24 protein-coding genes and 1 riboswitch are annotated in these 23,603 nt (G+C 37.2%); of the genes, 15 read left to right on the forward strand and 9 right to left on the reverse strand.

The window, feature by feature from the left end:
- Positions 1–4 precede the first annotated feature (4 nt).
- The 4 genes from SFA27_RS01250 to serS all read left to right on the forward strand — a co-directional run bounded on the left by SFA27_RS01250 (position 5) and on the right by serS (position 5,115).
- Positions 5–1,258: a polysaccharide biosynthesis C-terminal domain-containing protein gene (locus SFA27_RS01250; protein ID WP_407295631.1), complete on the forward strand. Its 1,254-nt coding sequence runs from the start codon at positions 5–7 to the stop codon at positions 1,256–1,258.
- Between the two features lie 66 nt (positions 1,259–1,324).
- Positions 1,325–3,223 carry an asparagine synthase (glutamine-hydrolyzing) gene (gene asnB, locus SFA27_RS01255; protein WP_407295633.1) on the forward strand — a complete coding sequence of 633 codons (1,899 nt, stop codon included), beginning with the start codon at positions 1,325–1,327 and terminating at the stop codon, positions 3,221–3,223.
- Positions 3,224–3,261: 38 nt separating this feature from the next.
- The gene (locus SFA27_RS01260) at positions 3,262–3,780 is read left to right on the forward strand and encodes a hypothetical protein (RefSeq protein ID WP_047377326.1); all 519 of its coding nucleotides are present in this window, start codon (positions 3,262–3,264) and stop codon (positions 3,778–3,780) included.
- 66 nt (positions 3,781–3,846) lie between these two features.
- Positions 3,847–5,115, forward strand: a complete 1,269-nt coding sequence (serS, locus tag SFA27_RS01265; RefSeq protein ID WP_047428874.1) for a serine--tRNA ligase — start codon at positions 3,847–3,849, stop codon at positions 5,113–5,115.
- Positions 5,116–5,175: 60 nt separating this feature from the next.
- On the opposite strand, the gene SFA27_RS01270 is transcribed toward serS, so the two are convergent.
- The 9 genes from SFA27_RS01270 to SFA27_RS01310 all read right to left on the reverse strand — a co-directional run bounded on the left by SFA27_RS01270 (position 5,176) and on the right by SFA27_RS01310 (position 14,752).
- Positions 5,176–5,913, reverse strand: coding sequence for a hypothetical protein (locus SFA27_RS01270; RefSeq protein ID WP_407295636.1), 738 nt, complete (start codon positions 5,911–5,913; stop codon positions 5,176–5,178).
- An 18-nt stretch (positions 5,914–5,931) separates the two neighbouring features.
- Positions 5,932–6,657, reverse strand: a complete 726-nt coding sequence (locus tag SFA27_RS01275; protein ID WP_407295639.1) for a sulfite exporter TauE/SafE family protein — start codon at positions 6,655–6,657, stop codon at positions 5,932–5,934.
- Positions 6,648–7,100, reverse strand: a complete 453-nt coding sequence (locus SFA27_RS01280) for a FixH family protein (RefSeq protein ID WP_047377330.1) — start codon at positions 7,098–7,100, stop codon at positions 6,648–6,650. The genes SFA27_RS01275 and SFA27_RS01280 overlap by 10 nt, the downstream gene beginning before the upstream one ends.
- 10 nt (positions 7,101–7,110) lie before the next feature.
- On the reverse strand, positions 7,111–8,565 hold the full coding sequence (ccoG, locus tag SFA27_RS01285) for a cytochrome c oxidase accessory protein CcoG (protein ID WP_047377331.1): 1,455 nt from the start codon (positions 8,563–8,565) through the stop codon (positions 7,111–7,113).
- A gap of 94 nt (positions 8,566–8,659) precedes the next feature.
- Complete coding sequence (locus SFA27_RS01290) at positions 8,660–9,541, reverse strand: cbb3-type cytochrome c oxidase N-terminal domain-containing protein (protein ID WP_047377332.1); 882 nt, start codon at positions 9,539–9,541, stop codon at positions 8,660–8,662.
- Between the two features lie 10 nt (positions 9,542–9,551).
- Positions 9,552–9,752 carry a cbb3-type cytochrome c oxidase subunit 3 gene (locus SFA27_RS01295; RefSeq protein WP_002983870.1) on the reverse strand — a complete coding sequence of 67 codons (201 nt, stop codon included), beginning with the start codon at positions 9,750–9,752 and terminating at the stop codon, positions 9,552–9,554.
- 16 nt (positions 9,753–9,768) lie between these two features.
- Positions 9,769–12,030 carry a cytochrome-c oxidase, cbb3-type subunit I gene (gene ccoN / locus SFA27_RS01300; RefSeq protein WP_047377333.1) on the reverse strand — a complete coding sequence of 754 codons (2,262 nt, stop codon included), beginning with the start codon at positions 12,028–12,030 and terminating at the stop codon, positions 9,769–9,771.
- A 21-nt stretch (positions 12,031–12,051) separates the two neighbouring features.
- A complete protein-coding gene (gene ccoS, locus SFA27_RS01305) occupies positions 12,052–12,264 on the reverse strand; it encodes a cbb3-type cytochrome oxidase assembly protein CcoS (protein WP_047377334.1) in 213 nt (70 codons plus the stop codon).
- A gap of 109 nt (positions 12,265–12,373) precedes the next feature.
- Positions 12,374–14,752 (reverse strand): heavy metal translocating P-type ATPase, encoded by a 2,379-nt coding sequence (locus SFA27_RS01310; RefSeq protein WP_407295644.1) that lies wholly within the window; start codon positions 14,750–14,752, stop codon positions 12,374–12,376.
- Between the two features lie 88 nt (positions 14,753–14,840).
- Between SFA27_RS01310 and SFA27_RS01315 the strand changes: the two genes are divergently transcribed.
- The 11 genes from SFA27_RS01315 to thiH all read left to right on the forward strand — a co-directional run bounded on the left by SFA27_RS01315 (position 14,841) and on the right by thiH (position 23,596).
- A complete protein-coding gene (locus SFA27_RS01315) occupies positions 14,841–15,554 on the forward strand; it encodes a Crp/Fnr family transcriptional regulator (RefSeq protein WP_034692595.1) in 714 nt (237 codons plus the stop codon).
- Between the two features lie 61 nt (positions 15,555–15,615).
- Entirely contained in the window at positions 15,616–16,431 is an 816-nt protein-coding gene (gene panB / locus SFA27_RS01320) for a 3-methyl-2-oxobutanoate hydroxymethyltransferase (protein WP_034692593.1), read from the forward strand.
- Positions 16,432–16,434: 3 nt separating this feature from the next.
- Positions 16,435–16,749, forward strand: a complete 315-nt coding sequence (locus tag SFA27_RS01325) for a hypothetical protein (RefSeq protein WP_047377337.1) — start codon at positions 16,435–16,437, stop codon at positions 16,747–16,749.
- 11 nt (positions 16,750–16,760) lie between these two features.
- Positions 16,761–17,438 (forward strand): RluA family pseudouridine synthase, encoded by a 678-nt coding sequence (locus SFA27_RS01330; RefSeq protein ID WP_047377338.1) that lies wholly within the window; start codon positions 16,761–16,763, stop codon positions 17,436–17,438.
- Positions 17,439–17,582: 144 nt separating this feature from the next.
- Positions 17,583–17,679: riboswitch (TPP riboswitch) on the forward strand.
- Positions 17,680–17,736: 57 nt separating this feature from the next.
- The gene (thiS, locus tag SFA27_RS01335) at positions 17,737–17,943 is read left to right on the forward strand and encodes a sulfur carrier protein ThiS (RefSeq protein WP_047377339.1); all 207 of its coding nucleotides are present in this window, start codon (positions 17,737–17,739) and stop codon (positions 17,941–17,943) included.
- 24 nt (positions 17,944–17,967) lie between these two features.
- Positions 17,968–19,779: a phosphomethylpyrimidine synthase ThiC gene (thiC, locus tag SFA27_RS01340; protein WP_407295648.1), complete on the forward strand. Its 1,812-nt coding sequence runs from the start codon at positions 17,968–17,970 to the stop codon at positions 19,777–19,779.
- On the forward strand, positions 19,776–20,363 hold the full coding sequence (locus SFA27_RS01345) for a thiamine phosphate synthase (protein ID WP_407295651.1): 588 nt from the start codon (positions 19,776–19,778) through the stop codon (positions 20,361–20,363). Before thiC ends, SFA27_RS01345 begins: the two co-directional genes overlap by 4 nt.
- Positions 20,339–21,076, forward strand: a complete 738-nt coding sequence (locus SFA27_RS01350; RefSeq protein ID WP_407295654.1) for a hydroxymethylpyrimidine/phosphomethylpyrimidine kinase — start codon at positions 20,339–20,341, stop codon at positions 21,074–21,076. Before SFA27_RS01345 ends, SFA27_RS01350 begins: the two co-directional genes overlap by 25 nt.
- Positions 21,077–21,080: 4 nt before the next feature.
- Entirely contained in the window at positions 21,081–21,695 is a 615-nt protein-coding gene (locus SFA27_RS01355; protein ID WP_407295655.1) for a thiamine phosphate synthase, read from the forward strand.
- On the forward strand, positions 21,692–22,468 hold the full coding sequence (locus tag SFA27_RS01360) for a thiazole synthase (protein WP_407295657.1): 777 nt from the start codon (positions 21,692–21,694) through the stop codon (positions 22,466–22,468). The genes SFA27_RS01355 and SFA27_RS01360 overlap by 4 nt, the downstream gene beginning before the upstream one ends.
- 9 nt (positions 22,469–22,477) lie before the next feature.
- Positions 22,478–23,596 carry a 2-iminoacetate synthase ThiH gene (thiH, locus tag SFA27_RS01365; protein WP_407295659.1) on the forward strand — a complete coding sequence of 373 codons (1,119 nt, stop codon included), beginning with the start codon at positions 22,478–22,480 and terminating at the stop codon, positions 23,594–23,596.
- The last annotated feature ends 7 nt before the right edge of the window (positions 23,597–23,603 follow it).

Consider the following 23,603-nt stretch of genomic DNA (forward strand, 5'->3'; position numbering starts at 1 on the left):
CGCCATGCAGCTTACTATTATTAAAACATTTGTCTCACGTTTTCTTATTCTGATCCTAAGTTTCGGGCTTGTGATCTATTCTACGAATATGTGGGGAAGTGAAGGTAAAGGAACCATTTCAATTGTGGTTGCCAATGCTGCAGCAGTAAGTTTTTTCAGCAGTATCTTTTCCGGAAGCAGTGCTTCTTATTTCGCTTCAAGGTTTAAAATAGAAAAAGTTTTATTGTATGCCTATTTGTGGTCACTTTTCACAGGACTTTTAATCCCGTTTTTATTTGGTCTAGCCTCTATTCAGGGCGAATATCTATTTTATCTTATCGGAATTTCCGTTTTTTCTTCACTTCTATCTACCAATATCAGTTTGTTTATTGGAACACAGGATATTAGAAAGTTTAATGTGTATACTGTCTTACAACAGCTGGTACATATTATCTTTATCGGAATATTGGTATATCTGTTTGGTAAAAAAGATGTTTCAGTATACTTTCTTGCACAGATTGGATGCCTGGGGCTTCTCTTTCTTACCAGCTTTTTTCAGATCATCAAAAAATGCAATATTTCTGAAATATCATTCAGTAAAGAGGTTGCCAGAAATATGTTTGAATATGGCTGGAAAACCCAGTTAAGTGCTTTTGTTCAGTTTCTGAACTATAGACTTTCCTTTTATTTCCTGGAATATTTTGAAGGGATCTCCAGTGTAGGGATCTTTTCGATAGGAGTAACTTTTTCTGAAGCTATATGGACAATTACCAGAAGTATTGCTGTAGTTTTATATTCAGATGTGGTGAATAGTAAAAACAGGGAAGAATCTGTAGAAAAAACCAAAGAATCTTTAAAGCTGACCTTTATTCTGATGATAGGTTTTATACTGGGAATAATCATTATCCCGTCTCAGGTTTATGAACTGATTTTCGGAAAAGAATTCAGGAATACAAAAGAAATCATGCTCCTCTTATCCCCGGGAATTTTTGCTATTGCTGTAAGTGATATGGTAGGACATTACTTCTCAGGAATGAGAGAGCTCAGGATTCTCAATGTAAAATCATTAATTGGACTTATTGTTACGGTGGTATTTTCTTTCATTGCAATACCCAGATGGGGAATTTTGGGAGCCTGCCTTGCTACCACATCATCTTATTTGGTTTCAGCGTTCTTGCTGTTCCGGAAATTTTATAGTTCTACTCCGTTCAGTTTGAAAGATTATACAGTATCAAAAGAGGAAATTCAGCTTTTAAAAGAAAAGTTTTTGAAGAAATAATTTATTCTGTTCAGGTACAGAAAACAAAGTCATTTTCCTATTTTTACAAATCTATTAAGTCATACTATGTGCGGAATCAGTGGTTATTATTCATTTCATAAAAGTATTTCCTCAACAAATATTCTGGAAATGAATCAGGCGATCAAACATCGCGGACCGGATGATGAAGGATTCTGGCTGTATAATCATGGTCAGGGGATTTCTTTTTCAGGAAATGATTCTACCACAAAAATTAAAGAACAGTTTCCTGTTTTACAGGAAAGGGGTTCAGAGATTGCCCTGGGCTTCCGCAGATTATCTATTGTTGACCTGTCTGAAAAAGGCCATCAGCCCATGCTCTCAGAGAATGAGCAGATTATTATCACTTTTAACGGAGAGATTTATAATTTTAAAAAAATAAGGAAAGAACTTGAGATTTTAGGACATGTTTTCCGAAGTAATTCCGATACTGAAGTTATTCTCAAAGCTTATCAGGAATGGGGAAATTCAGTTTTTGTAATGCTGGATGGGATGTTTGCGATCTGTATTGTTAATCTTGTCAGCCAACAACTTATACTGGCAAGAGACAGAGTAGGAATGAAACCTCTCTTTTATCATCAAAGTGAAGAAGGATTGGTTTGGGCTTCAGAAATAAAAGCATTGTTGAAAAATGAATTTGTAAAGCCTGAAATCAACTGGAATGGAGTGTATACCAATTTTCTTTTTCAAACAACATTGGCTCCGCAAACTTGTTTTCAGGATATTTTTTCCCTGGAACCTGCTTCTTTTATGACTATTGATTTAGCAGATCATAAAATTACCAAAGAAAAATTCTGGGTACTGCCTTCATCATCTGTGAAAAATGTTTCGGAAGAAGAAGCTGTAAGGAAAATAGATGAACTGCTTTCTGAAAGTATATCAGAGCAATTATATGCAGATGTTCCTGTGGCAGTAATGATGAGCGGAGGGATAGATTCTACCTTAATTGCTTCAAAATCAAAATCTTTTAACTCTGATGTCAACACATACACCATTTCTTACCCCTTTTCTGAGGAAGAAGTGAAAAATGCATCTCTGGCTGCCAGGCATTTTGGCGTTTCGCATGATATAAAAGAGGTGAGTGATCATGAAGCGTTGGAGCAGCTTAAGGAAAATATTCAGCATTTTGAAGAACCTTACAGCGGCTTTGAAGTTTTGATCAATGCCGCAAAATATGCACATGACAGAGATTTTAAAGTAGTATTAAGCGGAAATGGTGCCGATGAACTTTTTGCCGGCTATTCCCATACGCTGAAACTGAATAGATGGCTGTTGATGCGGAATTTCAATTTTGTAAGCCCTTTTATTTTTACAAAAGATAAATTTTCTCAGCGGGTAAAAAATTATTTCTCTCAGGATGATATGTTTGATTTTTTCAGACAGAGCCAGATCAGTATGAGACCTTTGGAAGCTAAAAGTCTTATAGCGTCAGATATTTACAGTAAGATTGATTCAAATTTTTCAAAGTACCATATTTCGGAATCAAAAAACTATTCCGGGTATTTTGAATATGATATGAAATATTCGCTGTCTTCCCATCATGTATTCCGGGATGATCTGAGTGCAATGAAATACAGTGTGGAATTTCGTTATCCTTACCTGAGCAACAGCCTGATTAATTATGTGGCTTCATTACCTGAAAAGATTAGATTTAGTGGAACTCAGAATAAACCATTACTTCGTAAAACAGCTGAAAAATATCTCCCTGAATCTGTTTTGAATATGCCTAAAAAAGGGTTTTCTTTTCCGGTTCATTATTTCATTAAAAATGAAAAGCGAGTAAGGGATTTTATTGTTGAAAACCTTGAAAGTTTAAAAAAGAGAAACTTCTTCAATAGTGTAGTGATTGACGAGTGGTGGAATCATCGGGAAAATGAATACGACTGGGTGAAAATATGGCAGCTGGTTACTTTTGAACTGTGGTATCAGAAATATTTTGAAAAATAAAGAAGCAGTCTAAAGATTAATATTTTACCTTTGTATTTATGATGAAATATTTTTGGGGCATACTTGTTGCGGTTTTTGCATTGGTAAGTTGTAAAAGTGATGATGATTCTTTGCAGAGAATAGATCAGTTAATGAATATCTATGTGAAAAACAGCGCTGGACAGGATCTTCTGAACAGTAAAAAAGCCGGGTCTTATACAGGATTTTCGGTAAATGATATTTTTGGAACTAAGGATATTGCTCCGGTAAGTGTTTCATTAAGAATGACAACGGATTCATTATTTTATATGGAGTATCTGGCAGGAGCAAAAAGAAGAAGGCTGGATTCTATCAGTCCTGATAATCCGGGGACAGGAAATTCTTACTTTTCCAAAATGCAGATTACCTATACAAAAAGTACTAATGTGGCTGATAATGTGATTGATACTTTGGAAATTCAGTATCGTAATACACCAACTGTATTCCAAGTTTCAAAAGTTTTGTATAACAGGGTTCCGGTATTTTCAAAAGATGCTGATGCACCAACTTCGATAAATACAGTTACGATCACAAAATAATTTTTAAATTTGTACAATTGTTAGCTTATTATAAGCTAAACATCTAATATTTAACATCTAAATAAAATGTTACAAGTCAATTTTTTGCGCGACAATAAAGAACGCGTTTTAGAAGGTCTTAAGAAAAGACAATTCAAAAATCTTGAGTTGGTAGACGAGGCTATCGCTGCCGACGACGAAAGAAAAAGAATCCAGTTTGAACTAGATTCCCAGCTTTCCGAAATCAACAAAATTTCGAAAGAAATTGGGCTTTTGATGAAAGAAGGGAAAAAAGAAGAAGCGGAATCAGCAAAATCTAAAACAGCACAATACAAAGAGTCGAGCTCAGAATTGAAATCCCAGTTAGAAGTTAAAGAAAACGACTTACTGAATATTCTGTACCAGCTTCCGAACATTCCAAACGAATTGGTAAAAAGCGGAGCTTCTGCTGATGATAATGAAATGATTTTCCAGTCTCATCCGGTAGAAGGTCTTGGTGAAGGCGCTATTCCTCACTGGGAACTGGCCAAAAAATATAATCTTATTGATTTTGAATTAGGGGTGAAAATTGCAGGAGCAGGTTTTCCTGTTTATTTAGGGAAAGGAGCAAGATTGCAAAGAGCTTTGGTTCAGTATTTCTTAGATAAAAATGTAGAGAAAGGATATACAGAAGTGAATCCTCCTCACGTTGTAAATGAAGCGTCAGGTTTTGGAACCGGACAGCTGCCGGATAAAGAAGGACAGATGTATTATATCAACGAAGATAAATTATATCTCATTCCTACGGCTGAAGTTCCCGTAACGAATCTTTACCGTGATGTATTGCTGGATGAAAAAGATCTTCCGATTAAAAATACAGCATTCTCTCAGTGTTACAGAAGAGAAGCAGGAAGCTATGGAGCTCACGTAAGAGGGTTAAACCGTCTTCATCAGTTTGAAAAAGTTGAAATCGTAAGAATTGAAAAGCCTGAAAACTCTTATGCTGTTTTGGAAGAGATGGTAGAGCACATCAAAGAAATTCTTACAGATCTTGAGCTTCCATTCAGAGTACTAAGACTTTGTGGTGGTGATACTGGTTTTGCTTCTGCGATGACATACGATTTTGAAGTATGGAGTGCTGCTCAGGAAATGTGGCTGGAAGTAAGTTCTGTTTCTAACTTTGAAACATTCCAGGCAAACAGATTGAAATGCCGTTACAAAGGAGATGGTAAATCTCAGCTGGTTCACACCTTAAACGGGTCAGCAATGGCGTTACCAAGAATTATGGCTGCATTGCTTGAAAACAACCAGACAGCGGAAGGTATCAAGCTGCCTAAGAAGATTGCAGAATATGCTAGATTTGATGTAATTAACTAAACAGCGATCAGTTCGTTTAGCATACAAATAAAAACCCACCGGATTCCGGTGGGTTTTGTTTTATTCTGTAACAATGATAATCTTTTTATCTTCTTTTTTGAATTTTGAATCTTTATCATAAATGGTTTTCAGATCATATTCTATTCTTATGGAATGATCATCAATCTGCTTTACCCAGTCATGTTTGCCTGTAATTGATTTTATGGGACTCTCAAACTTTAAAGTAGTGCCGATCTTTTTGAAAAACATAATCATCATTCCGGCCATTTTCTCAGCTTCTTCCTTTGAGCTTTTGGAGCGAATAGCCTCTTCAATACTTTTAAGATTAAAGTTTTCGGTATCAATCGTCAAGGTTTTTCCGTCCCAATTATTATAAATATTCTGATCCAGCGGAATTTTTTCAGTTTTTGTAAAACTTTTCAGAATCAGATAATCTTCCGGTGAAAAATGATCCATCTTAAAAGAAAACCCTGCAAGTGTGTTGTTTTCTTTCGTAGACTTCATGAAGATTTTTTTCATGATTTTGATGGAATCGGGATTTTCTGTTTTTAATTTTCCTTCTTTTCTGGCAACATCATACATACTTGTCCAGGTAGTTGGAAGTCTGTCCATTTCTCCAAATTCCTTTTGCTTTAATGAATCTGGTGTCATAGCCATCATCTCTGCCATAAACTCTCTTGTATCAATATCCATTACGGAAGTAGAGGCGGCATCCTTGTGATAGACAATTTCAGAATTCACACTGCAGGATTGCAGTATAAAAAGGCTTATAAGAAATAAGACAATGGTTTTCTTCATGGTAGATTTAAATACAAATTAATGGCAGTTAACAGCCCCGTTTGGATCTTTAATGATGGTCATAGATTCAGCTTTCGGAGAAACATAGGGAATTCCCAGCTCAAGACCTCTTAGAATGAATAATCCTCCCAAAATGATCATGATGACCGGAACTGCTTTCAAAACTTTTACCCTGAAGGCCTGATTCATCAGGTTTCCGGCTAAAACAACTGCAAACATGAATGGAAGGGTTCCAAGACCAAATAAAGCCATATATAAAGCTCCCTGCCATATTCCTCCTCCTGCAAGGCTGGCAGTAAGTGCCATGTAAACCATTCCACACGGTAAAAAGCCATTCAAAACTCCTGTAGAGAATCTTGAACGGTAATCTGCCTTCTGAAGAAGTTTTCCTAAGTTTAATTTGACAGAGTATAAAAATTTGGAAAGAAAGGGTATTTTCGAAGCAAAATCTTTTCCGCCAAATGAAAATACAGCCATGATAATCAGAAGAACTCCTGCCGTAATAGTCAAATATTTTTGGAATCCTGCCATTTCAAATCCTTGTCCGATAATTCCAAGAAGCGCACCTAATAATGAATAAGTGAATATTCTCCCGAATTGATAGGTAAGGTTCTGAAGATAGAAGTTAGCTGCCTGCTTTTTGGTTAATCCCATCGACAGGGCAATAGGACCGCACATTCCGATACAGTGAAAACCGGAAGCAAAGCCTAAAGCAATAGCCGATACAATAAGTCCTATTTCCATATCACATCATAATCCATTCGGTAGTCTGCTTTATCTTTTGTCCAACTTAATCTTAATGTGTAGTTTCCTACTTTCAATACCTGTGCTGGTATTGTGAAAGACTGGCTGGCATCAAGCTGTACAGATTTTTTGATATCTAAATTCTGGTCGTCGGTTCTGTTTAAAACAAATTTTACCGTAGTATTTGAGTTGTTATATTCTTTTGGAAAAGTAATTTTAATTCCTTTGGCATCCTGACTGTATACAGGTTTTTCCTGTAATTCATCTGCTTTTTTCTTCGCATCAATCACATCCTGGTACTTCAACTCCTCTTCGTAATAATTATCTGTTACCATTTCAGAGTTTTTCTGCCCATTTGGGAAAAGAAACATCATGGATAATATAAAAACTATGAATGCAAGTAATGCAATTACAACACCGTGTCCCCAACTAAAGTTCTTCATTTTTTTCTAATTAAAATTGCAGTTTAAATGGTCCTTCAAAATATGTCTGATATGAATCAATCAGTTTTCCTTTCATATCATAAACACCAATTGTGATATTCTGTTTAGAGAGTTTCATTTCATCTTCCGGGAAGCTGATATTAATCGTTCCTTTCGAAATTTTATCTCTGTCTACCTGAATTTTGCTTGATGCACTATAAGTAATTTCACCATGTGCCGGATCAATTACTTTGATGGTAACGATTTTTTTGTCGTTCGTTTTATTAAGGAAAGTATAATTATAGGTATTGGTAATTTTACCATCTCTTACAAAGAATGTACTCCCTGCCGGCTTGATGAATTTAGCTTCCATCTCACCACGGCTGTATAGAAGATATCCCAAGAATCCTACCAAAAGGAATAAGAATACTGTAAATCCTTTCATTCTGCCTGTAAACTTAAATTGAGTTTGTTTTTCAATTTCGTTTTCAGAAGCATACCGGATCAGTCCTTTTGGAAGCCCTACTTTTTCCATCACTTCATCACAGGCGTCAATACAGGCTGTACAGTTTATACATTCCAGCTGTTGTCCGTCTCTGATGTCAATTCCGGTAGGACACACTACTACACACTGGTGACAGTCTATACAATCTCCTTTGCCGGCAGCCTGACGGTCTTCACCTTTTCTCCATTTTGATCTGTTTTCCCCTCTTTTGAAATCATAGAAAACATTGATGGTGTCTTTATCAATCAATACCCCCTGAAGTCTTCCGTATGGGCATACCAATGTACAAACCTGCTCTCGGAACCATGCAAATACAAAATAAAATGCAGCGGTAAGAAGAATCATTACAATAAAATTGGTAGGATGTGCAAATGGTCCTTCACCAATGATCTTAAATACCTCTTCATATCCTACAATGTACATGAACATAAAGTGGGTGATGATTAATGAAATAATGATATAAACAGACCATTTTAAACTTCTTTTCCAGATCTTTTCACTGTTCCACTCCTGTCTGTCCAGCTTCATCTGCTTATTTCGGTCACCTTCAATCAGATATTCTATTTTACGGAAGATCGATTCCATAAAAATTGTCTGAGGGCAAATCCACCCGCAGAAAATTCTTCCGAACGCAATCGTAAAAACAATAATGAAGATTAAAGATGCAATAGCACCTAAAGTGAGGATAAAAAAGTCCTGTGGGTAGAAAGGCTGTCCAAAGATGAAAAACTCTCTGTCTATAACATTGAACAACAATAATGGATTACCATTGATTTTGATAAACGGTAATGTAAAATAAATAATTAATAATAAATAGCTTACAATGTTTCTATAGTTGGTATATTTCCCTTTAGGTTTTCTAGGAAATACCCATCTTCTTTTTCCGGATTGCTCCATTGTCCCTATAGAATCTCTGTAAGTCTCAGGGTCCAGAACCTGTCCCTGTCCGCCGCGTACTTCTATTTCTTCTATGTCTGACATATGTAATAGGTTTTAAAAAAGAAAAAACATAATTCGTTACTATTTTTATCTAATAACAAATTATGTTTTTTTCATATGTTTCTAATTTTTTAAATTATTCTTTTTCCCAATGTGCTTCAGTTCCTTGAGGAGCTGCTCCTCCTTGAGCCTGAGTCACTGGTGGTTGTTCCTGATTGATGTGATATACATACGCTGCAATCTTTTCAATCTCTGCACCTGAAACTTCTCCGTTTTTACCGAAAGCTCTCATCGCAGGGTTAGTAGGAGAACCATTCCAGTCCATATGGAATACATTTTTGAATAACGTTTTCTCAGGCTGGTTGATCCAGTAGTTATCAGTAAGGTTTGGTCCGATACCACCACTACCGTCTTCTTTGTGACAAGATGCACAGTTTGTTTTAAATAATTCTTTACCTTCTGCAATATTATCAGCAGAGTATTTTGCTGTTTCTATCGTTACAGGAGGTTGAGTTTTTTGGTATTCTTCAATACTTGCCAACTGTTCTTTATATTCTTTTTCATATTCGCTTAATGGGTGAGCGAAGTCTGTGAAAGAGTATGCAGCAATATATACAATACAAAATGCGGTCCCAAAATAGAATAAACCTACCCACCATTTTGGTAACTGGTTATCCAACTCCATAATTCCATCGAAACCATGGTCGATAAGGATATCTTTTTCTTCAGTTTCAGATTGCTTTTTGAATGCAGCCAAATACATTCTTTTTAAGAAAGGAACTTTCTTTTCAGCTAAATAAGCTGCTTTTTCCTCCGGAGATAATTTTTTGAATTTGTTGTTTTCAATCAGATCTCCAATTGCACCATGGATATAGGCAAGGATACCAGCGATCACAACAGTTCCCCAGAAGTAAGGCGAAGCTAGGAACGCGTAGCTCTGTACAAATAAATAATAAAAAACTATTAAAAGCCCGATTATTATTAAGATGTTTACGACAACAGGTGTTCTTTGTTTCATAAAAAATAGTTTAATTTTTTAAATTAAAATCGTCATCCTCATCATCCCCAAGTGGTGCTTCTTCTTCTTCTTTGTAATATTTCTTAGGTCTGCTAAAAACATAGATTACTAAAGCTATGAAGAACAGCATAAAGAAAATCAGAGCCAGCGTCTGGTAGAAACCAGCGTTTTCTGTATTGGATAATATATCTTTAAAGTTCTGAGGAATCATATGAACCTTTTAATGTTTAGTTATTACTTGCTGTTTTGATTTCAGTTGTTTTGATATCTGTACCTAATCTCTGAAGATAAGAAATAAGAGCTACAATTTCTTTTTTCTCTAGTTCTCCCTGAGGTCTCTTAGCATAAGCCTGCTTAAGGTCATTTGCTTCAGAGAAGATATCTTTTACAATTTTTGCTGATTGGTTGTTAGCCCATTTGTCTGCAGAATCGATTTCAGCCTTAGAATAAGGAACATCGAATACATTCTTCATCAGCTTCATTTTGTCTACCATCTTAGTTCTGTCTAAGTCAGTAGCAATTAACCAAGGGTAACGAGGCATGATGGAACCTGCAGAAGTTGATCTTGGGTTATACATGTGCTTGTAGTGCCAAGAACTTGGGTTTTTACCACCTTCTCTATGTAAATCCGGTCCTGTTCTCTTAGAACCCCATAGGAATGGTCTGTCGTATACGAATTCTCCAGCTTTGGAGTATTGTCCGTTTTTACCGTTGAATCTTGTAATCTCATCTCTGAACGGTCTGATCATCTGAGAGTGACAAGCGTTACATCCTTCACGGATATAGATATCTCTACCTTCAAGTTCTAGTGGTGAATAAGGCTTCACTGCAGAAATCGTAGGTACACTTTTCTTAAGAGATAGCGTAGGAATGATTTCAATTGAACTACCAATAGATATTGTGATGAAAGATAAAATACCTAATAATACCGGAGTTCTTTCCAACCAAAGGTGAGTACCTTCTCCTTCTTTTCTGTTCTTACTGATGTTTGCCAATGCAGGCGCTTCAGCAGGAACCTCTTTCTGGAATGATCCTTTTCTTACCGTAGCAATTACGTTTACGATCATTAAGATAGATCCTGAGATATAGAATAAACCTCCTACAAATCTCATTTTAAAGTAAGGGATAATAGCAGTTACTGTATCCAACCAGTTTTTCCATAATAATGTTCCGTCCGGGTTGAATTGCTTCCACATTAATCCTTGTGTAAATCCTGAAATATACATTGGAACTGCATAGAAAATGATTCCTAAAGTACCTAACCAGAAATGCCAGTTAGCTAATTTTACAGACCAAAGTTTTGTTCTCCACATAATTGGTACCAAATAATAGATAACTCCGAATGCCATGAAACCATTCCATCCAAGAGCTCCTAAGTGTACGTGACCGATAACCCAGTCTGTAAAGTGACCAATTTTGTTGATGTTTTTAGTTGCCAAAAGCGGTCCTTCAAACGTTGCCATACCATAACAAGTAACAGCTACTACAAAGAACTTAAGGATAGGATTTTCTCTTACTTTATCCCAAGCTCCTCTTAGCGTAAGAAGACCATTTAACATTCCTCCCCAAGATGGTGCAATAAGCATGATAGAGAACCCTGTTCCTACCGCCTGAGCCCAAGCCGGAAGAGCTGTATACTGAAGGTGGTGAGGACCAGCCCAGATATATACGAAAATTAATGACCAGAAGTGAATAATAGACAGTTTATAAGAGAATACCGGTCTGTCTGCAGCCTTCGGAAGGAAGTAATACATTAAACCTAGAACCGGAGTCGTCAATACGAATGCAACCGCATTGTGTCCATACCACCACTGTACAATAGCATCTTTTACCCCTGCATATGCTGAATAAGATTTCCAGCCTGTGAAAGATAAAGGTACTTCAAGGTTATTGAAGATGTGAAGCATTGCTACCGCAATCCATGTACCAATGTAGAACCAGATCGCTACATAAAGGTGTCTCACTCTTCTCTTTGAAATAGTCAGGAACATATTGATACCGAAAATGATCCATGAGAATGCGATCAATATGTCGATCGGCCACTCGTGTTCAGCATATTCCTTAGAGGTATTGATTCCCATAAAGAACGTAACGAACGTAGCAACGATCATAAACTGCCAAGTCCAGAAATGTAACCAAGACAATGTGTCACTGTACATTCTTGTTTTTAATAATCTCTGTAATGAGTAATAAATACCCGTGTAAACAATGTTACAAACGAATGCAAAGATTACGGTGTTGGTGTGCAGCATTCTGATTCTACCAAAACCAAATGCACCATGAGTGTTTATTAAACCTTGAATATTTCCCGATGCCAAACTTTTGATGGTTGTGTCATCTGTCCCGAAAAAGAATTCAGGTAATTCAGGGTAGAAAAGCATTAATGCCGCCGTAAGCCCGAACGTAAACCCTATAAGACCGAAAACTAAGGTCGCATAAAGGAACGCACGGACAATACTATTGTCATAACTAAACTTCTGTGTTTCCATATCAACTATTCACTATTTTTCTCAATTTTTATTATTTTCTCCTATTTCTTTCTCGTCTTTATCTTTGTTGCCTGCTTCATCATTTTCTTTGATTTTTTCATCATCAAAAAGGATTCTGACAGCCGGAGATTCATCATCTTCAAACTGTCCTTTTCGGGCATACACTATAAATACGACCAAGAAAATCGCAGCTAAAGAAACACTGCAGAGGATCATTAAATATAGAATATCCATTGGACAACAAAATTAACCTATTTTCGGGGTTCAAATTTAGTGAAAAATAATGACATTCATCACGAAATGCCGATTTCAGCTAATTTAAAATCAGTCTAAATAAGGGCTTCTACGCCTGTTTTTTGAAATGTTTACGTCCTAATATCCAGGTTGAAAGTGTAGTAAAGGTAACCACCGTGATGGAACTGATTGGCATGATGATTGCTGCGAAGAGCGGATGCATATGTCCTGTAACAGCGTAACTTAAACCAACGATATTGTATAGAAAACTGATTATAAATGTCATTTTCACAATGGTGATAGAGCCCTTACAAACGTTCAGGTAATTGTCTAATGTAACCACTTTATCACCGTTCATAATTACATCAGAAGATGGTGTAAAACTGTTGGTGTCATCAGCAATTGCAATCCCTACATTACTTTGTTTTAAAGCTCCCGCATCATTAAGGCCATCTCCAAGCATTGCTACTTTCATGTGCTGATCCTGAAGGGCTTTAATATAATTCAGTTTATCTTCCGGATTCTGATTAAAGGCCATTCCTTTATAATTTGGAATAAGCTCTTTAAGCTGGCTTTCTTCTGAGGAATTATCTCCACTCAGGATAAATATTTTGTAGTTGGTAAGTTTTGTGAAAAGTTCTCTCAGTTTCGGGCGGTATTCATTCTTAAAGATAAATTTCCCTAAGTATTCATCATTTTTACTGATGTAAACTGCTGTTTCAAGGTTTTTGGGTTCCTGGTTGTTATAGCGTGCCGAGCCGATTTTATAAAGATTTCCTCTTATGCTGGCTTCATATCCTTTTCCTGAGATTTCAACAAATTTCTCTACCGGGAAATATTCATCATTTACTTCGATGAATTCATACAAAGATTTTGAAAGCGGATGGTTGGAATTCTTTAATAATGTTTTAATATTCAGGGAGTCAAATTCGCTGATTTCGGGCCCTTCGTATTTGATATTTGATTTTTTTCTGTGGGTAATCGTTCCGGTTTTATCAAAAACAATGGTATCAAGCTTCGCGATTTTTTCAATCGTTAAAGTATCTTTTACATAGAACTTATTTCGACCTAAAATCCTCATAATGTGTCCAAAAGTGAACGGTGCAGACAACGCAAGCGCACAAGGACATGCAATAATCAGAATGGCAGAAATAACCTGGAACATCTTCTCCAGATCAATAAATGCCCAATAGGTTCCCGCAACGAGAGCAATGCCTAAAATTATGAATGTGAAGTATTTACTGATGTTGTTTGTCAGCGTGTCAAGTCCGGTCTCGTGTTTCTTAAAGGCCTCCTTGTTCCACAACTGGGTAAGATAACTTTGATCTACGTTTTTAATCACTTCCAGTTCCAGGGATGAGCCTATCTGCTTACCTCCGGCAAAAATCTTATCACCTGGCTGTTTGCTGATACTTTCGCTTTCTCCGGTAATAAAACTGTTGTCAATATTTCCTTCTCCGTTGATCAGAATAGCATCTACCGGGATGATTTCCTGATTTCTAACCAGAATTCTATCACCTACTTTTATTTCAGATAGTAAAATATTATCCTGTTTTCCTTCAAAATCAACTTTCGTTACGGCAATCGGATAGAAAGATTTGTAATCTCTGTCATAAGAAAGAGCACTGTATGTTCTTTTTTGGAAAATTTTTCCGAGAAGCATGAAGAATAAAAGTCCACAAAGAGTATCGAAATATCCTGGACCATAATCTGTTAGCACTTCGTAGATGCTTCTTCCGTATAGAACAAAAATTCCTAAGACAATCGGAACATCAATGTTAACAATCTTATTTTTTAAACCGTACCATGCAGATTTATAATAATCTGAAGCGGAGTAAAATACGACAGGTGTTGCCAAAAGGAATATCAGGGTTCTGAATAAGCCTCTGTAATGTTCCATCCAATAATCTTCCCCTCCGATATATTCAGGAAAGGCAAGGAACATTCCATTACCAAAAGCAAAGGCAGCAATGGCAAATTTTACTAATAAAGATTTGTCAAGATGATCTTCATTTTTATCAGCGGTTTCAAGGCTGATAACCGGTTTGTATCCTAGATTGGTTAAAAATTTAGCTAGTTCGCTTAATTTCATATCATTATGATTGAATGAAATCTGTAAGGTCTTTCTTGTGAAATTAACCTGCGAATATTTAATATGCTTATTTAACGTGTGAAGGCTTTCTAATAGCCAGATACAAGAAGAACAGTGAATAACAGGGATTTTGAATGTAACGAGACTGGTGTTTCCTTCAGAAAAATCAGTCACTTTTTCAAAAATTTCCGGTGTGTCCAAGTAGTCAAATTGAGAAGAATTTTCATCATTCGGACGAATTCCCGCTCCTTTATTAAGCTCATAGAAATTGCTTAAATTATTTAAATTTAGAATTTCGTAAACAGACTTACATCCATTACAACAGAAAGTCTTTTCATCAAATAAAATTCTCTCTTTTTCTATCCCTTGACCACAATGAAAACAGTTCTCGCTCACCCCATAAAATATTGAACTACAAAATTATAACAAATTTTTTTGTTTATCGCGTTAAAAAGTTCTATTTTTGTGATAAATATCATATAAAATGCCGCAGGAACAACAGATAGCAATTGAAGAGAGGTTCGCCAGAGTTTTTAATGATAAATCATTTAAAGAAAGACTTTCTAGCGCAGATTTTGAGAAATACATTAATGGCAAAAAGAAACTGAGTTTTCAGAAACACGATACCATTTTCGAGGATGGCGAAACTCCGAAAGGAGTGTTTGTTCTGGAAAAAGGGGCTGCCAAACTTTCAAAATCAGGAGCGTTCGGGAAAGATCAAATTTTAAGATTTATCAAAGAAGGGGATATCATCGGCTATCGTTCTTTGCTTTGCGGGGAAAATTTCCAGGCCAAAGCAGAAGCAATGACAGATATTGAATGTGTTTTCTTACCCGCAGATATCTTTATGTATCTTCTGGAGGTAGATCCACAGCTGTCTTTCGTAATGCTTCAGAAAATCTCATACGAATTAGGAGAATCTTCCAATACCATCACTTTCCTTGCTCAGAAAACGGTAAGAGAAAGGCTTGCAGAAATTCTGTTGCTTCTGGAACAGAAACTGGGAGTAGATCCTGAAGGTTTTATCAAGATCTCATTAACGAGAGAAGAAATTGCCAATATTATCGGTACCGCTACAGAAAGTGCCATCCGTCTGATATCAGAATTCAAACAGGATAGTCTCATTGAAGTAGACGGAAGAAATATCAAGATCTTAAATCACGACAAACTCATGAAACTCGGTCACGTAGTTTTATAAATCATACAAAAACTTAAGTCGGCCCAAGGCCGACTTTTTAACTTTTAAAAATAGATAAATTATGTCTGTTCACTCTGAAATTAAAAAAGTTACAACTGAAACCTTGCGTAAAATGAAATTCGACAAGGAAAAAATAACAATGCTTACAGCCTATGATTTTACCACTGCAAAGATGGTAGATGCAGGTGGAGTAGATGCTATTTTAATTGGAGACTCTGCAGCGAATGTAATGGCTGGTTTTGAAACTACATTGCCTATTACGCTGGATCAAATGATTTATCATGCTCAAAGTGTGGTAAGAGGAACCGACAGAGCTTTGGTGGTAGCAGATTTACCTTTCGGAACTTATCAGAGTAACCCTGAAAAAGCACTGGAGTCTGCGGTAAGAATGATGAAGGAAGGTGGAGCGCATGCTGTGAAAATTGAAGGCGGAAAAGAAATCTCCAAGTCTATCAAAAAGATCATCAATGCCGGAATTCCGGTAATGGGGCATTTGGGATTAACACCGCAATCCATCTATAAATTCGGAACTTATAAAGTAAGAGCTAAAGAAGAGGCAGAAGCCGAAAAACTGATCGCTGATGCACAGCTTTTGGAAGAATTAGGATGTTTTTCAATTGTATTGGAAAAAATTCCGGCAGAATTAGCCAAAAAAGTAACTGAAAGTATTTCTATCCCTACTATCGGAATTGGTGCCGGAGCAGATTGTGATGGACAGGTTTTAGTTTATCACGATATGGTAGGAATGAACAAAGGTTTCAGTCCGAAATTCTTAAGAAGATATCTTGACCTTTATACAGAAATTACAGGAGCTGTCGCTCAATATGTAAAAGACGTAAAAAGTGTTGAGTTCCCAAATGAAAACGAAAGCTATTAATTCATGCAGAATCAACAATCAATCCAGGGAATATTATCTATCGCAGCTTTGATTTGTCTTGCTGTAGGATGGTTTAATCTATTTTCTCCGGAAATCAATCATTTACTTTCAAGAAAAGTTTTTTATGTGCTGATAGGAGCAAGCTTCTTTATTCAGGCACCGCTGCTTACCAATAAAAACTTCGTGTATGCAATGTATGCTGCAGCTGCAATTTGTGTATTCGGAGCATTCATTCCAGAAGGTTCAAAGCTTTCAGCTGTTAAAACGGTAGGTCTTCTGGCAGGAATTATCCTGTCTTTATCCAATAGAAGAAGATAGATGAAAGAAATATGAAGGAGCAGATTATATATGAAGACAACCATCTTCTGGTGATTAATAAAAAGGTTGGCCAGCTTGTACAGGGTGATAAAACCGGAGATGAATCACTACTAGAATCCATCAAGAACTTTATAAAAATAAGAGATACTAAGCCGGGAAATGTTTTTCTTGGCTTGGTTCATCGTATAGATCGTCCTACATCCGGACTGGTAATCTATGCAAAAACTTCCAAAGCACTTTCCCGTCTTACACAGATGGTAAAAAACCGTGAAGTGAAAAAAACGTATTGGGCTGTTGTAGGAAAAGAAATGATCCCGCAAAGTCAAAAGCTGGTTCATTACCTAAAGAAAAACGAGAAGAATAATAAAGCTATTGTTTTTCCAAAAGCTACGGAAGGAGCAAAAGAAGCGATTTTGACTTATAATGTTATTAAGACTCTGGATAATTACCTACTTCTTGAAATTGATCTTGAAACCGGTAGACATCACCAGATCAGAGCACAATTGTCCAAAACAGGAATTCCAATCAAAGGAGATCTGAAATATGGAGCACCGCGTTCCAATCCTGATGGAGGAATCAATCTTCATGCAAGAAAACTGGAGTTTATTCATCCGGTAACCAAAGAAGAAATTGAAATTATAGCTCCTGTTCCGCAGAATGATGCAATCTGGAGGGCTTGTGAAGAATAATAAGAGAAAAATAATAAATAGGCTGGGAGTGTTACACTTTCAGCCTATTTTTTTTGATTAAATAATTTCCTGTTCACATTACTTAGCTTTTTGCTCTGTCTTTCAAAAAATTTTTGCCTATTCTAAAAAAATGTCTAACTTCGTCCCAAACTTTAGGGGTGTCTGTTACCAACAGACTGAGACTTTACCCTTTGAACCTGATCTGGATCATACCAGCGTAGGGAAAAGTAGATGACTTTTGCTGTACATTCTATTGTACAATAATAGCCATTCCTAAAGTATATTTAAATTATTAGGAATGGAACTTATTATCAACCACACCCGAAAAACATTTGATGTACTTCCTGCCAACCTGGAAGCATTATTGGCTATTGAGCTACCCGGAAAGAAGAAAGGTATTGCTGTAGCCCTCAACAATCGCATTATTCCCCTGTCAGTCTGGGCGGAAACCATCCTTAACAATAACGATTCAGTTTTAATCATTACTGCCACTCAAGGCGGTTAATTCTCATATTTAATACCAATACTTATGGCTCACTCCATTACATGTTCGCCATTTCCGAACTCAAAGAAAATCTATATTGAAGGAACATTACACCCTATCAATGTAGCAATGCGTGAAATACAGCTTAGCCCGACCAAATTGACCAATGGCGGCTTTGAACATAATGCCCCGGTTACCATTTATGACACTTCAGGTCCTTATACCGATGAAAATGCAGTCATTGATATTCAGAAAGGACTTCCAAGAATCAGAGAACAATGGATTCTGGACAGAAATGATGTGAATATTCTGGACGGAATAACATCTGAATACGGAAAAGCCCGTTTAGCAGATCAGCGTCTTGATGAACTGAGATTCTCCTATGATCATAAACCTAAAGTAGCACAGGAAGGAAAAGAGCTTACTCAGCTTTACTATGCAAAACAGGGAATCATCACTCCGGAAATGGAATATGTGGCGATCAGAGAAAATCAAAGAATAGAACAGCTTGACTCTGTATCCAAAGAAATGGCTTTTCAACATCCCGGACATAGTTTTGGAGCCAATACTCCGAAAAGTAAGATCACACCGGAATTTGTAAGAGACGAAATTGCTGCCGGAAGAGCTATTATTCCCAATAACATCAACCACCCGGAAAGTGAGCCGATGATCATTGGAAGAAATTTCCTGGTGAAAATCAATGCCAATATCGGAAACAGTGCCGTTTCATCCAGTATTGAAGAGGAAGTAGAAAAAGCAGTATGGGCCTGCCGATGGGGAGCTGATACCATTATGGATCTTTCCACCGGGAAGAATATTCACGAAACAAGAGAATGGATCATCAGAAACAGTCCGGTTCCTATTGGTACTGTTCCCATCTATCAGGCATTGGAAAAAGTAAAAGGAGTTCCGGAAGATCTGACATGGGAAATTTTCAGAGATACCTTAATTGAACAGGCAGAACAGGGAGTTTCCTATTTCACTATTCACGCCGGAGTTTTGTTGAGATACATTCATTTAACAGCAAAAAGAGTCACCGGAATTGTTTCCAGAGGTGGATCTATCATGGCAAAATGGTGCTTATTTCATCATAAAGAAAGCTTCCTGTATACCCATTTTGAGGACATTTGTGAAATCATGAAGAAATACGATGTTGCTTTCTCTCTGGGAGACGGTCTTCGTCCGGGATCTATTGCAGATGCCAATGATGCCGCTCAGTTTGCAGAACTTGAAACTTTAGGTGAACTGACGAAAATTGCATGGAAACACAATGTACAGGTTATGATTGAAGGCCCCGGGCACGTTCCGATGCATATGATCAAAGAAAATATGGAAAAGCAGCTGGAAGAATGTCATGAAGCTCCGTTTTATACCTTAGGTCCTTTAACAACGGATATCGCTCCAGGTTATGATCATATTACTTCCGGAATCGGTGCAGCAATGATCGGATGGTTTGGTTGTGCAATGCTTTGCTATGTAACACCAAAGGAACACTTAGGACTTCCGAATAAAGATGATGTAAAAGTTGGGGTAATTACCTATAAGCTGGCAGCTCATGCGGCGGATCTGGCAAAAGGCCACCCTGGAGCACAATACAGAGATAATGCATTAAGTAAAGCAAGGTTTGAGTTCAGATGGGAAGATCAGTTCAACCTTTCATTAGATCCAGAGACAGCAAGAGCTTATCATGATGAAACACTTCCGGCAGAAGGTGCAAAAATTGCCCATTTCTGTTCCATGTGCGGACCGAAATTCTGTTCAATGAAAATTACTCAGGAAATTCGTGAATCTGCAGAACAAGGAATGCTGGATAAATCACAGGAATTCATCGAAAAAGGGAAAGAAATTTATATATGATCCTAGTCATCACTCCTGAATTGATTGTCCCGAACGAAACAGATACAATTAATCAAATGTTTCAGGAAGGACTTGATTTGCTTCATATCCGTAAACCATGGCTCAGCCGCAATGAAATGATTGAATTCATCACCCAGATTGATGAACCCTTTCATTCACAATTGGTTTTACATACGCATTATGATCTTGGGAAGGAATTTAATATTTCAAGATTTCATTTCAGGGAGATTGATCGAAAGGAAGAAGTATATAAACCTTTTGCAGAAGAAAATATCATTTCAACTTCGGTACATGATATCACAACCTATAATACTTTGGATAAAGAATGGGAATATGCTTTCATAAGCCCGTTCTTTCCAAGTATCTCCAAAAAAGGATATGGAATGGATTCTACTATTAAAGAAGAAATAAAACACCGGAACAATCCGGATGTAAAATTGATTGCCCTTGGAGGAATTAATCAGGATAATATTAATGAAGTTTTCGAAGCAGAAACAGATGGAGCCGCGTTATTAGGTGCCATCTGGGAAAATGAAGACCCTTTAAAAGTATTCAGAAAATGCAGGAACGGCCTTATGTCATAAGTATCGCAGGTTTTGATCCCAGTGGTGGAGCAGGCTTGTTATCAGATAGTAAAACCTTTGAACAGTCGAAAGTTATAGGACTGGGAGTATGTACTGCACTGACATTGCAAACCGCTGCCAAATGCCTGAGCTTAGAATGGCGTCCTATAGATGAAGTAACCGAAGCAATTCAGGTGCTGATGGAAAATTATCCCATTTCAGCCGTGAAAATCGGAATTGTGAAAGATGCAGAATTTCTGGGTAAAATTGTAGAAACAGTTCAAAAAGGGAACCCTGAAGTAAAAATCGTCTGGGATCCTGTGCTGAAAAGTACTTCCGAATTCTCTTTTTTTGATCTTGAAACACTTTCTCAATTAAAAAGTACAGTTAATCAACTCAGTTTAATAACCCCCAATTATAATGAGTACAGTGTTTTAAAGGAAAATGATCTTCTACCAAATACTCATCAATGCTCATTGCTGATCAAAGGTGGGCATAGAGAAGATCATTTAGGAACGGATATTTTAGTTGAAAACGGAAAAGAAACTTTTTTAGTTCCCACTAAAGACAATACCATATATTTTCCTAAACATGGCTCCGGCTGTGTGTTATCATCAGCAATTACAGCAGAACTTGCCAAAGGTGAAAATAGGGAAACCGCTTGTAGAAATGGGAAATTATACATCGAAAAATTTTTAAAAAGCAATCCCTCTCTACTGGGAACACATTCATAGAAAAATGGAAAAATTACAATACATATCGCAGGGAAATACCCAACAGGAGCAGGAACTTTGTATCCGTAAAGCCCTTGATAGCGGGATCAAATGGGTGCAGGTTCGATGGAAAAATGCACCTGAACATGAATTAATCAGCCTTTGTGAAGTTTCAAAACAACTTTGTTCAGAATATCAGTCGGTTTGTATCATCAATGATCATGTACAAATAGCCAAAGAAATAGATGCAGATGGTGTTCATCTGGGATTAAACGACAGCGCTATTGAAGAAGCAAGATTGATTTTAGGCGAAAATAAAATTATTGGTGGAACGGCTAATACCCTTTCAGATGTCATTCAGAGAATCAAAGAATCTTGTGATTATATCGGTTTAGGACCATTGAGATTTACCACAACCAAAGAAAAACTAAGCCCTGTTCTTGGATTTGAAGGCTATCAGGCGATCATTGATGGATTAAGAGAAAAATCAATAGATATCCCTAGAATATTTGCCATCGGAAGCGTTACCCTTGAAGATATTTTGCCGTTACAGGGAATAGGGATTTATGGTGTTGCCGTATCCGGGCTCATTACAAAGCAGCCGACTATTATTAATGAACTAAAAAAAGTAATGATATGAACAATCAGAAATTAGAAATAGCAGGAAGAATTTTTGAATCAAGACTGTTTTTAGGAACAGGAAAATTCGGGAGTATGAGAGATATGGTACAATCTGTCATCGCATCAGAAACCAATATGGTAACGATGGCTCTCAAAAGAATTGATGCCCAATCTAATGAAGATGATCTGCTTGATTCATTAAAAGAAACCAACGTTCATCTTCTGCCGAACACTTCCGGAGCAAGAACTGCCAAAGAAGCGGTATTAGCAGCACAATTAGCCAGAGAAGCTCTGGAAACCAACTGGGTAAAACTGGAAATTCATCCGGACCCGAAATATTTACTGCCGGATCCTATTGAAACCTTATATGCCACTGAAGAATTGGCCAAATTAGGATTTGTTGTAATGCCTTACATTCATGCAGATCCTGTTTTGTGCAAACGTCTTGAAGATGCCGGAACAGCTGTAGTAATGCCTTTGGGTGCACCAATTGGAACCAATAAAGGATTAAGAACTCAGGACTTTTTGGAAATAATCATTAACCAGAGTAATGTTCCTGTAGTAGTAGATGCCGGAATTGGAGCACCATCAGATGCCGCAAAAGCAATGGAAATGGGAGCAGATGCCGTTTTGGTGAATACCGCCATTGCCGTTGCCGGAAATCCACTGAATATGGCTTTAGCTTTTAAAGAAGGTGTGATTGCCGGAAGAAGAGCTTTTGAATCAGGATTGGGAGCCATTGGCAACCATGCTGAAGCTTCAAGCCCGCTTACTTCGTTTTTATTTGAATAAATCAGAATCATGAAAAGCTTTAAAGATGTTTTTGAAAACTACCAGTGGGATGAGGTAAAGGATAAGCTTGAAAAAGTAAATCTGGCTGAGGTAAGATACAGTCTTCAGAAAAAGAATAAAACTCTTGATGATTTTCTGAATCTCCTGTCACCAGCCGCTTCTCATGAACTGGAACTGATGGCAAGAATGACGCAGATGCTTACCCAAAAAAGATTTGGAAAAACCATTCAGTTGTATGCACCGCTGTATCTCAGTAATGAATGCCAGAATATCTGTACCTATTGCGGATTCAGCCTCGATAATAGCTTGAAAAGAAAAACACTTTCCGATATAGAATTGATGATTGAAGCCTCAGTACTGAAATCCATGGGCGTGAATCATGTGTTATTGGTAAGTGGTGAAGCCAATAAAATAGTGGGAGTCCCTTATTTTCAGAATGCTGTTCGTAAGTTAAAACCTCATTTTTCCAATATATCCATTGAAGTACAGCCATTAATGGAAGAAGAATACAAACTGCTTCATGAAGAAGGAGTGCATTCCGTTTTGGTGTATCAGGAAACCTATCATCAGGACGTGTACAGAGAATACCATCCGAAAGGTAAAAAATCAAATTTCCATTTTCGCCTGGAAACTCCGGACAGAATTGGACGAGCCGGAATTCATAAAATCGGGCTCGGAGTTCTCCTTGGGCTCGAAGATTGGCGGGTCGATAGCTTTTTCAACGCATTACACATCGATTATCTTCAGAAACACTACTGGAAAAGTAAGTTTTCTGTTTCCTTTCCAAGGCTCAGACCGGCAGAAGGAATCATTGAACCTAATTTTATTATGGAAGACAGAGATCTTCTTCAGCTCATTTGTGCTTACAGAATCTGGAATGAAGACCTTGAAATTTCCATTTCTACCAGAGAAAATGAAGTATTCAGGAATAATATAGTGTCTTTGGGAGCAACAGCCATGAGTGCGGGATCAAAAACCAACCCCGGAGGTTATGCTGTAGATAAAGAATCTCTGGAACAGTTTGAAACCAGTGATGAACGAAGTATGGATGAAATCAGACTCATGATCAAAAAAGCAGGCTATGATCCTGTGATGAAAGACTGGGATTCTGTGTACAGTGGATTTTAAAGAATCT

The organism is Chryseobacterium sp. HR92, assembly GCF_045689405.1.
GTDB lineage: Bacteria > Bacteroidota > Bacteroidia > Flavobacteriales > Weeksellaceae > Chryseobacterium > Chryseobacterium viscerum_A.

Excerpts from the sequence above, each read along its gene's own strand:
- SFA27_RS01355 (WP_407295655.1), top strand. The coding sequence starts at position 21,081 with ATGGAAAAATTACAATACATATCGCAGGGAAATACCCAACAGGAGCAG.
- SFA27_RS01275 (WP_407295639.1), bottom strand. The coding sequence starts at position 6,657 with ATGGAAATAGGACTTATTGTATCGGCTATTGCTTTAGGCTTTGCTTCC.
- SFA27_RS01350 (WP_407295654.1), top strand. The coding sequence starts at position 20,339 with ATGCAGGAACGGCCTTATGTCATAAGTATCGCAGGTTTTGATCCCAGT.
- ccoG (WP_047377331.1), bottom strand. The coding sequence starts at position 8,565 with ATGTCAGACATAGAAGAAATAGAAGTACGCGGCGGACAGGGACAGGTT.
- SFA27_RS01280 (WP_047377330.1), bottom strand. The coding sequence starts at position 7,100 with ATGAAGAACTTTAGTTGGGGACACGGTGTTGTAATTGCATTACTTGCA.
- SFA27_RS01315 (WP_034692595.1), top strand. The coding sequence starts at position 14,841 with ATGCCGCAGGAACAACAGATAGCAATTGAAGAGAGGTTCGCCAGAGTT.
- panB (WP_034692593.1), top strand. The coding sequence starts at position 15,616 with ATGTCTGTTCACTCTGAAATTAAAAAAGTTACAACTGAAACCTTGCGT.
- thiC (WP_407295648.1), top strand. The coding sequence starts at position 17,968 with ATGGCTCACTCCATTACATGTTCGCCATTTCCGAACTCAAAGAAAATC.
- ccoN (WP_047377333.1), bottom strand. The coding sequence starts at position 12,030 with ATGGAAACACAGAAGTTTAGTTATGACAATAGTATTGTCCGTGCGTTC.
- asnB (WP_407295633.1), top strand. The coding sequence starts at position 1,325 with ATGTGCGGAATCAGTGGTTATTATTCATTTCATAAAAGTATTTCCTCA.
- ccoS (WP_047377334.1), bottom strand. The coding sequence starts at position 12,264 with ATGGATATTCTATATTTAATGATCCTCTGCAGTGTTTCTTTAGCTGCG.
- SFA27_RS01260 (WP_047377326.1), top strand. The coding sequence starts at position 3,262 with ATGATGAAATATTTTTGGGGCATACTTGTTGCGGTTTTTGCATTGGTA.
- SFA27_RS01250 (WP_407295631.1), top strand. The coding sequence starts at position 5 with ATGCAGCTTACTATTATTAAAACATTTGTCTCACGTTTTCTTATTCTG.
- serS (WP_047428874.1), top strand. The coding sequence starts at position 3,847 with ATGTTACAAGTCAATTTTTTGCGCGACAATAAAGAACGCGTTTTAGAA.
- SFA27_RS01330 (WP_047377338.1), top strand. The coding sequence starts at position 16,761 with ATGAAGGAGCAGATTATATATGAAGACAACCATCTTCTGGTGATTAAT.
- thiS (WP_047377339.1), top strand. The coding sequence starts at position 17,737 with ATGGAACTTATTATCAACCACACCCGAAAAACATTTGATGTACTTCCT.
- SFA27_RS01295 (WP_002983870.1), bottom strand. The coding sequence starts at position 9,752 with ATGATTCCTCAGAACTTTAAAGATATATTATCCAATACAGAAAACGCT.
- SFA27_RS01345 (WP_407295651.1), top strand. The coding sequence starts at position 19,776 with ATGATCCTAGTCATCACTCCTGAATTGATTGTCCCGAACGAAACAGAT.
- SFA27_RS01270 (WP_407295636.1), bottom strand. The coding sequence starts at position 5,913 with ATGAAGAAAACCATTGTCTTATTTCTTATAAGCCTTTTTATACTGCAA.
- SFA27_RS01290 (WP_047377332.1), bottom strand. The coding sequence starts at position 9,541 with ATGAAACAAAGAACACCTGTTGTCGTAAACATCTTAATAATAATCGGG.
- SFA27_RS01360 (WP_407295657.1), top strand. The coding sequence starts at position 21,692 with ATGAACAATCAGAAATTAGAAATAGCAGGAAGAATTTTTGAATCAAGA.
- SFA27_RS01325 (WP_047377337.1), top strand. The coding sequence starts at position 16,435 with ATGCAGAATCAACAATCAATCCAGGGAATATTATCTATCGCAGCTTTG.
- thiH (WP_407295659.1), top strand. The coding sequence starts at position 22,478 with ATGAAAAGCTTTAAAGATGTTTTTGAAAACTACCAGTGGGATGAGGTA.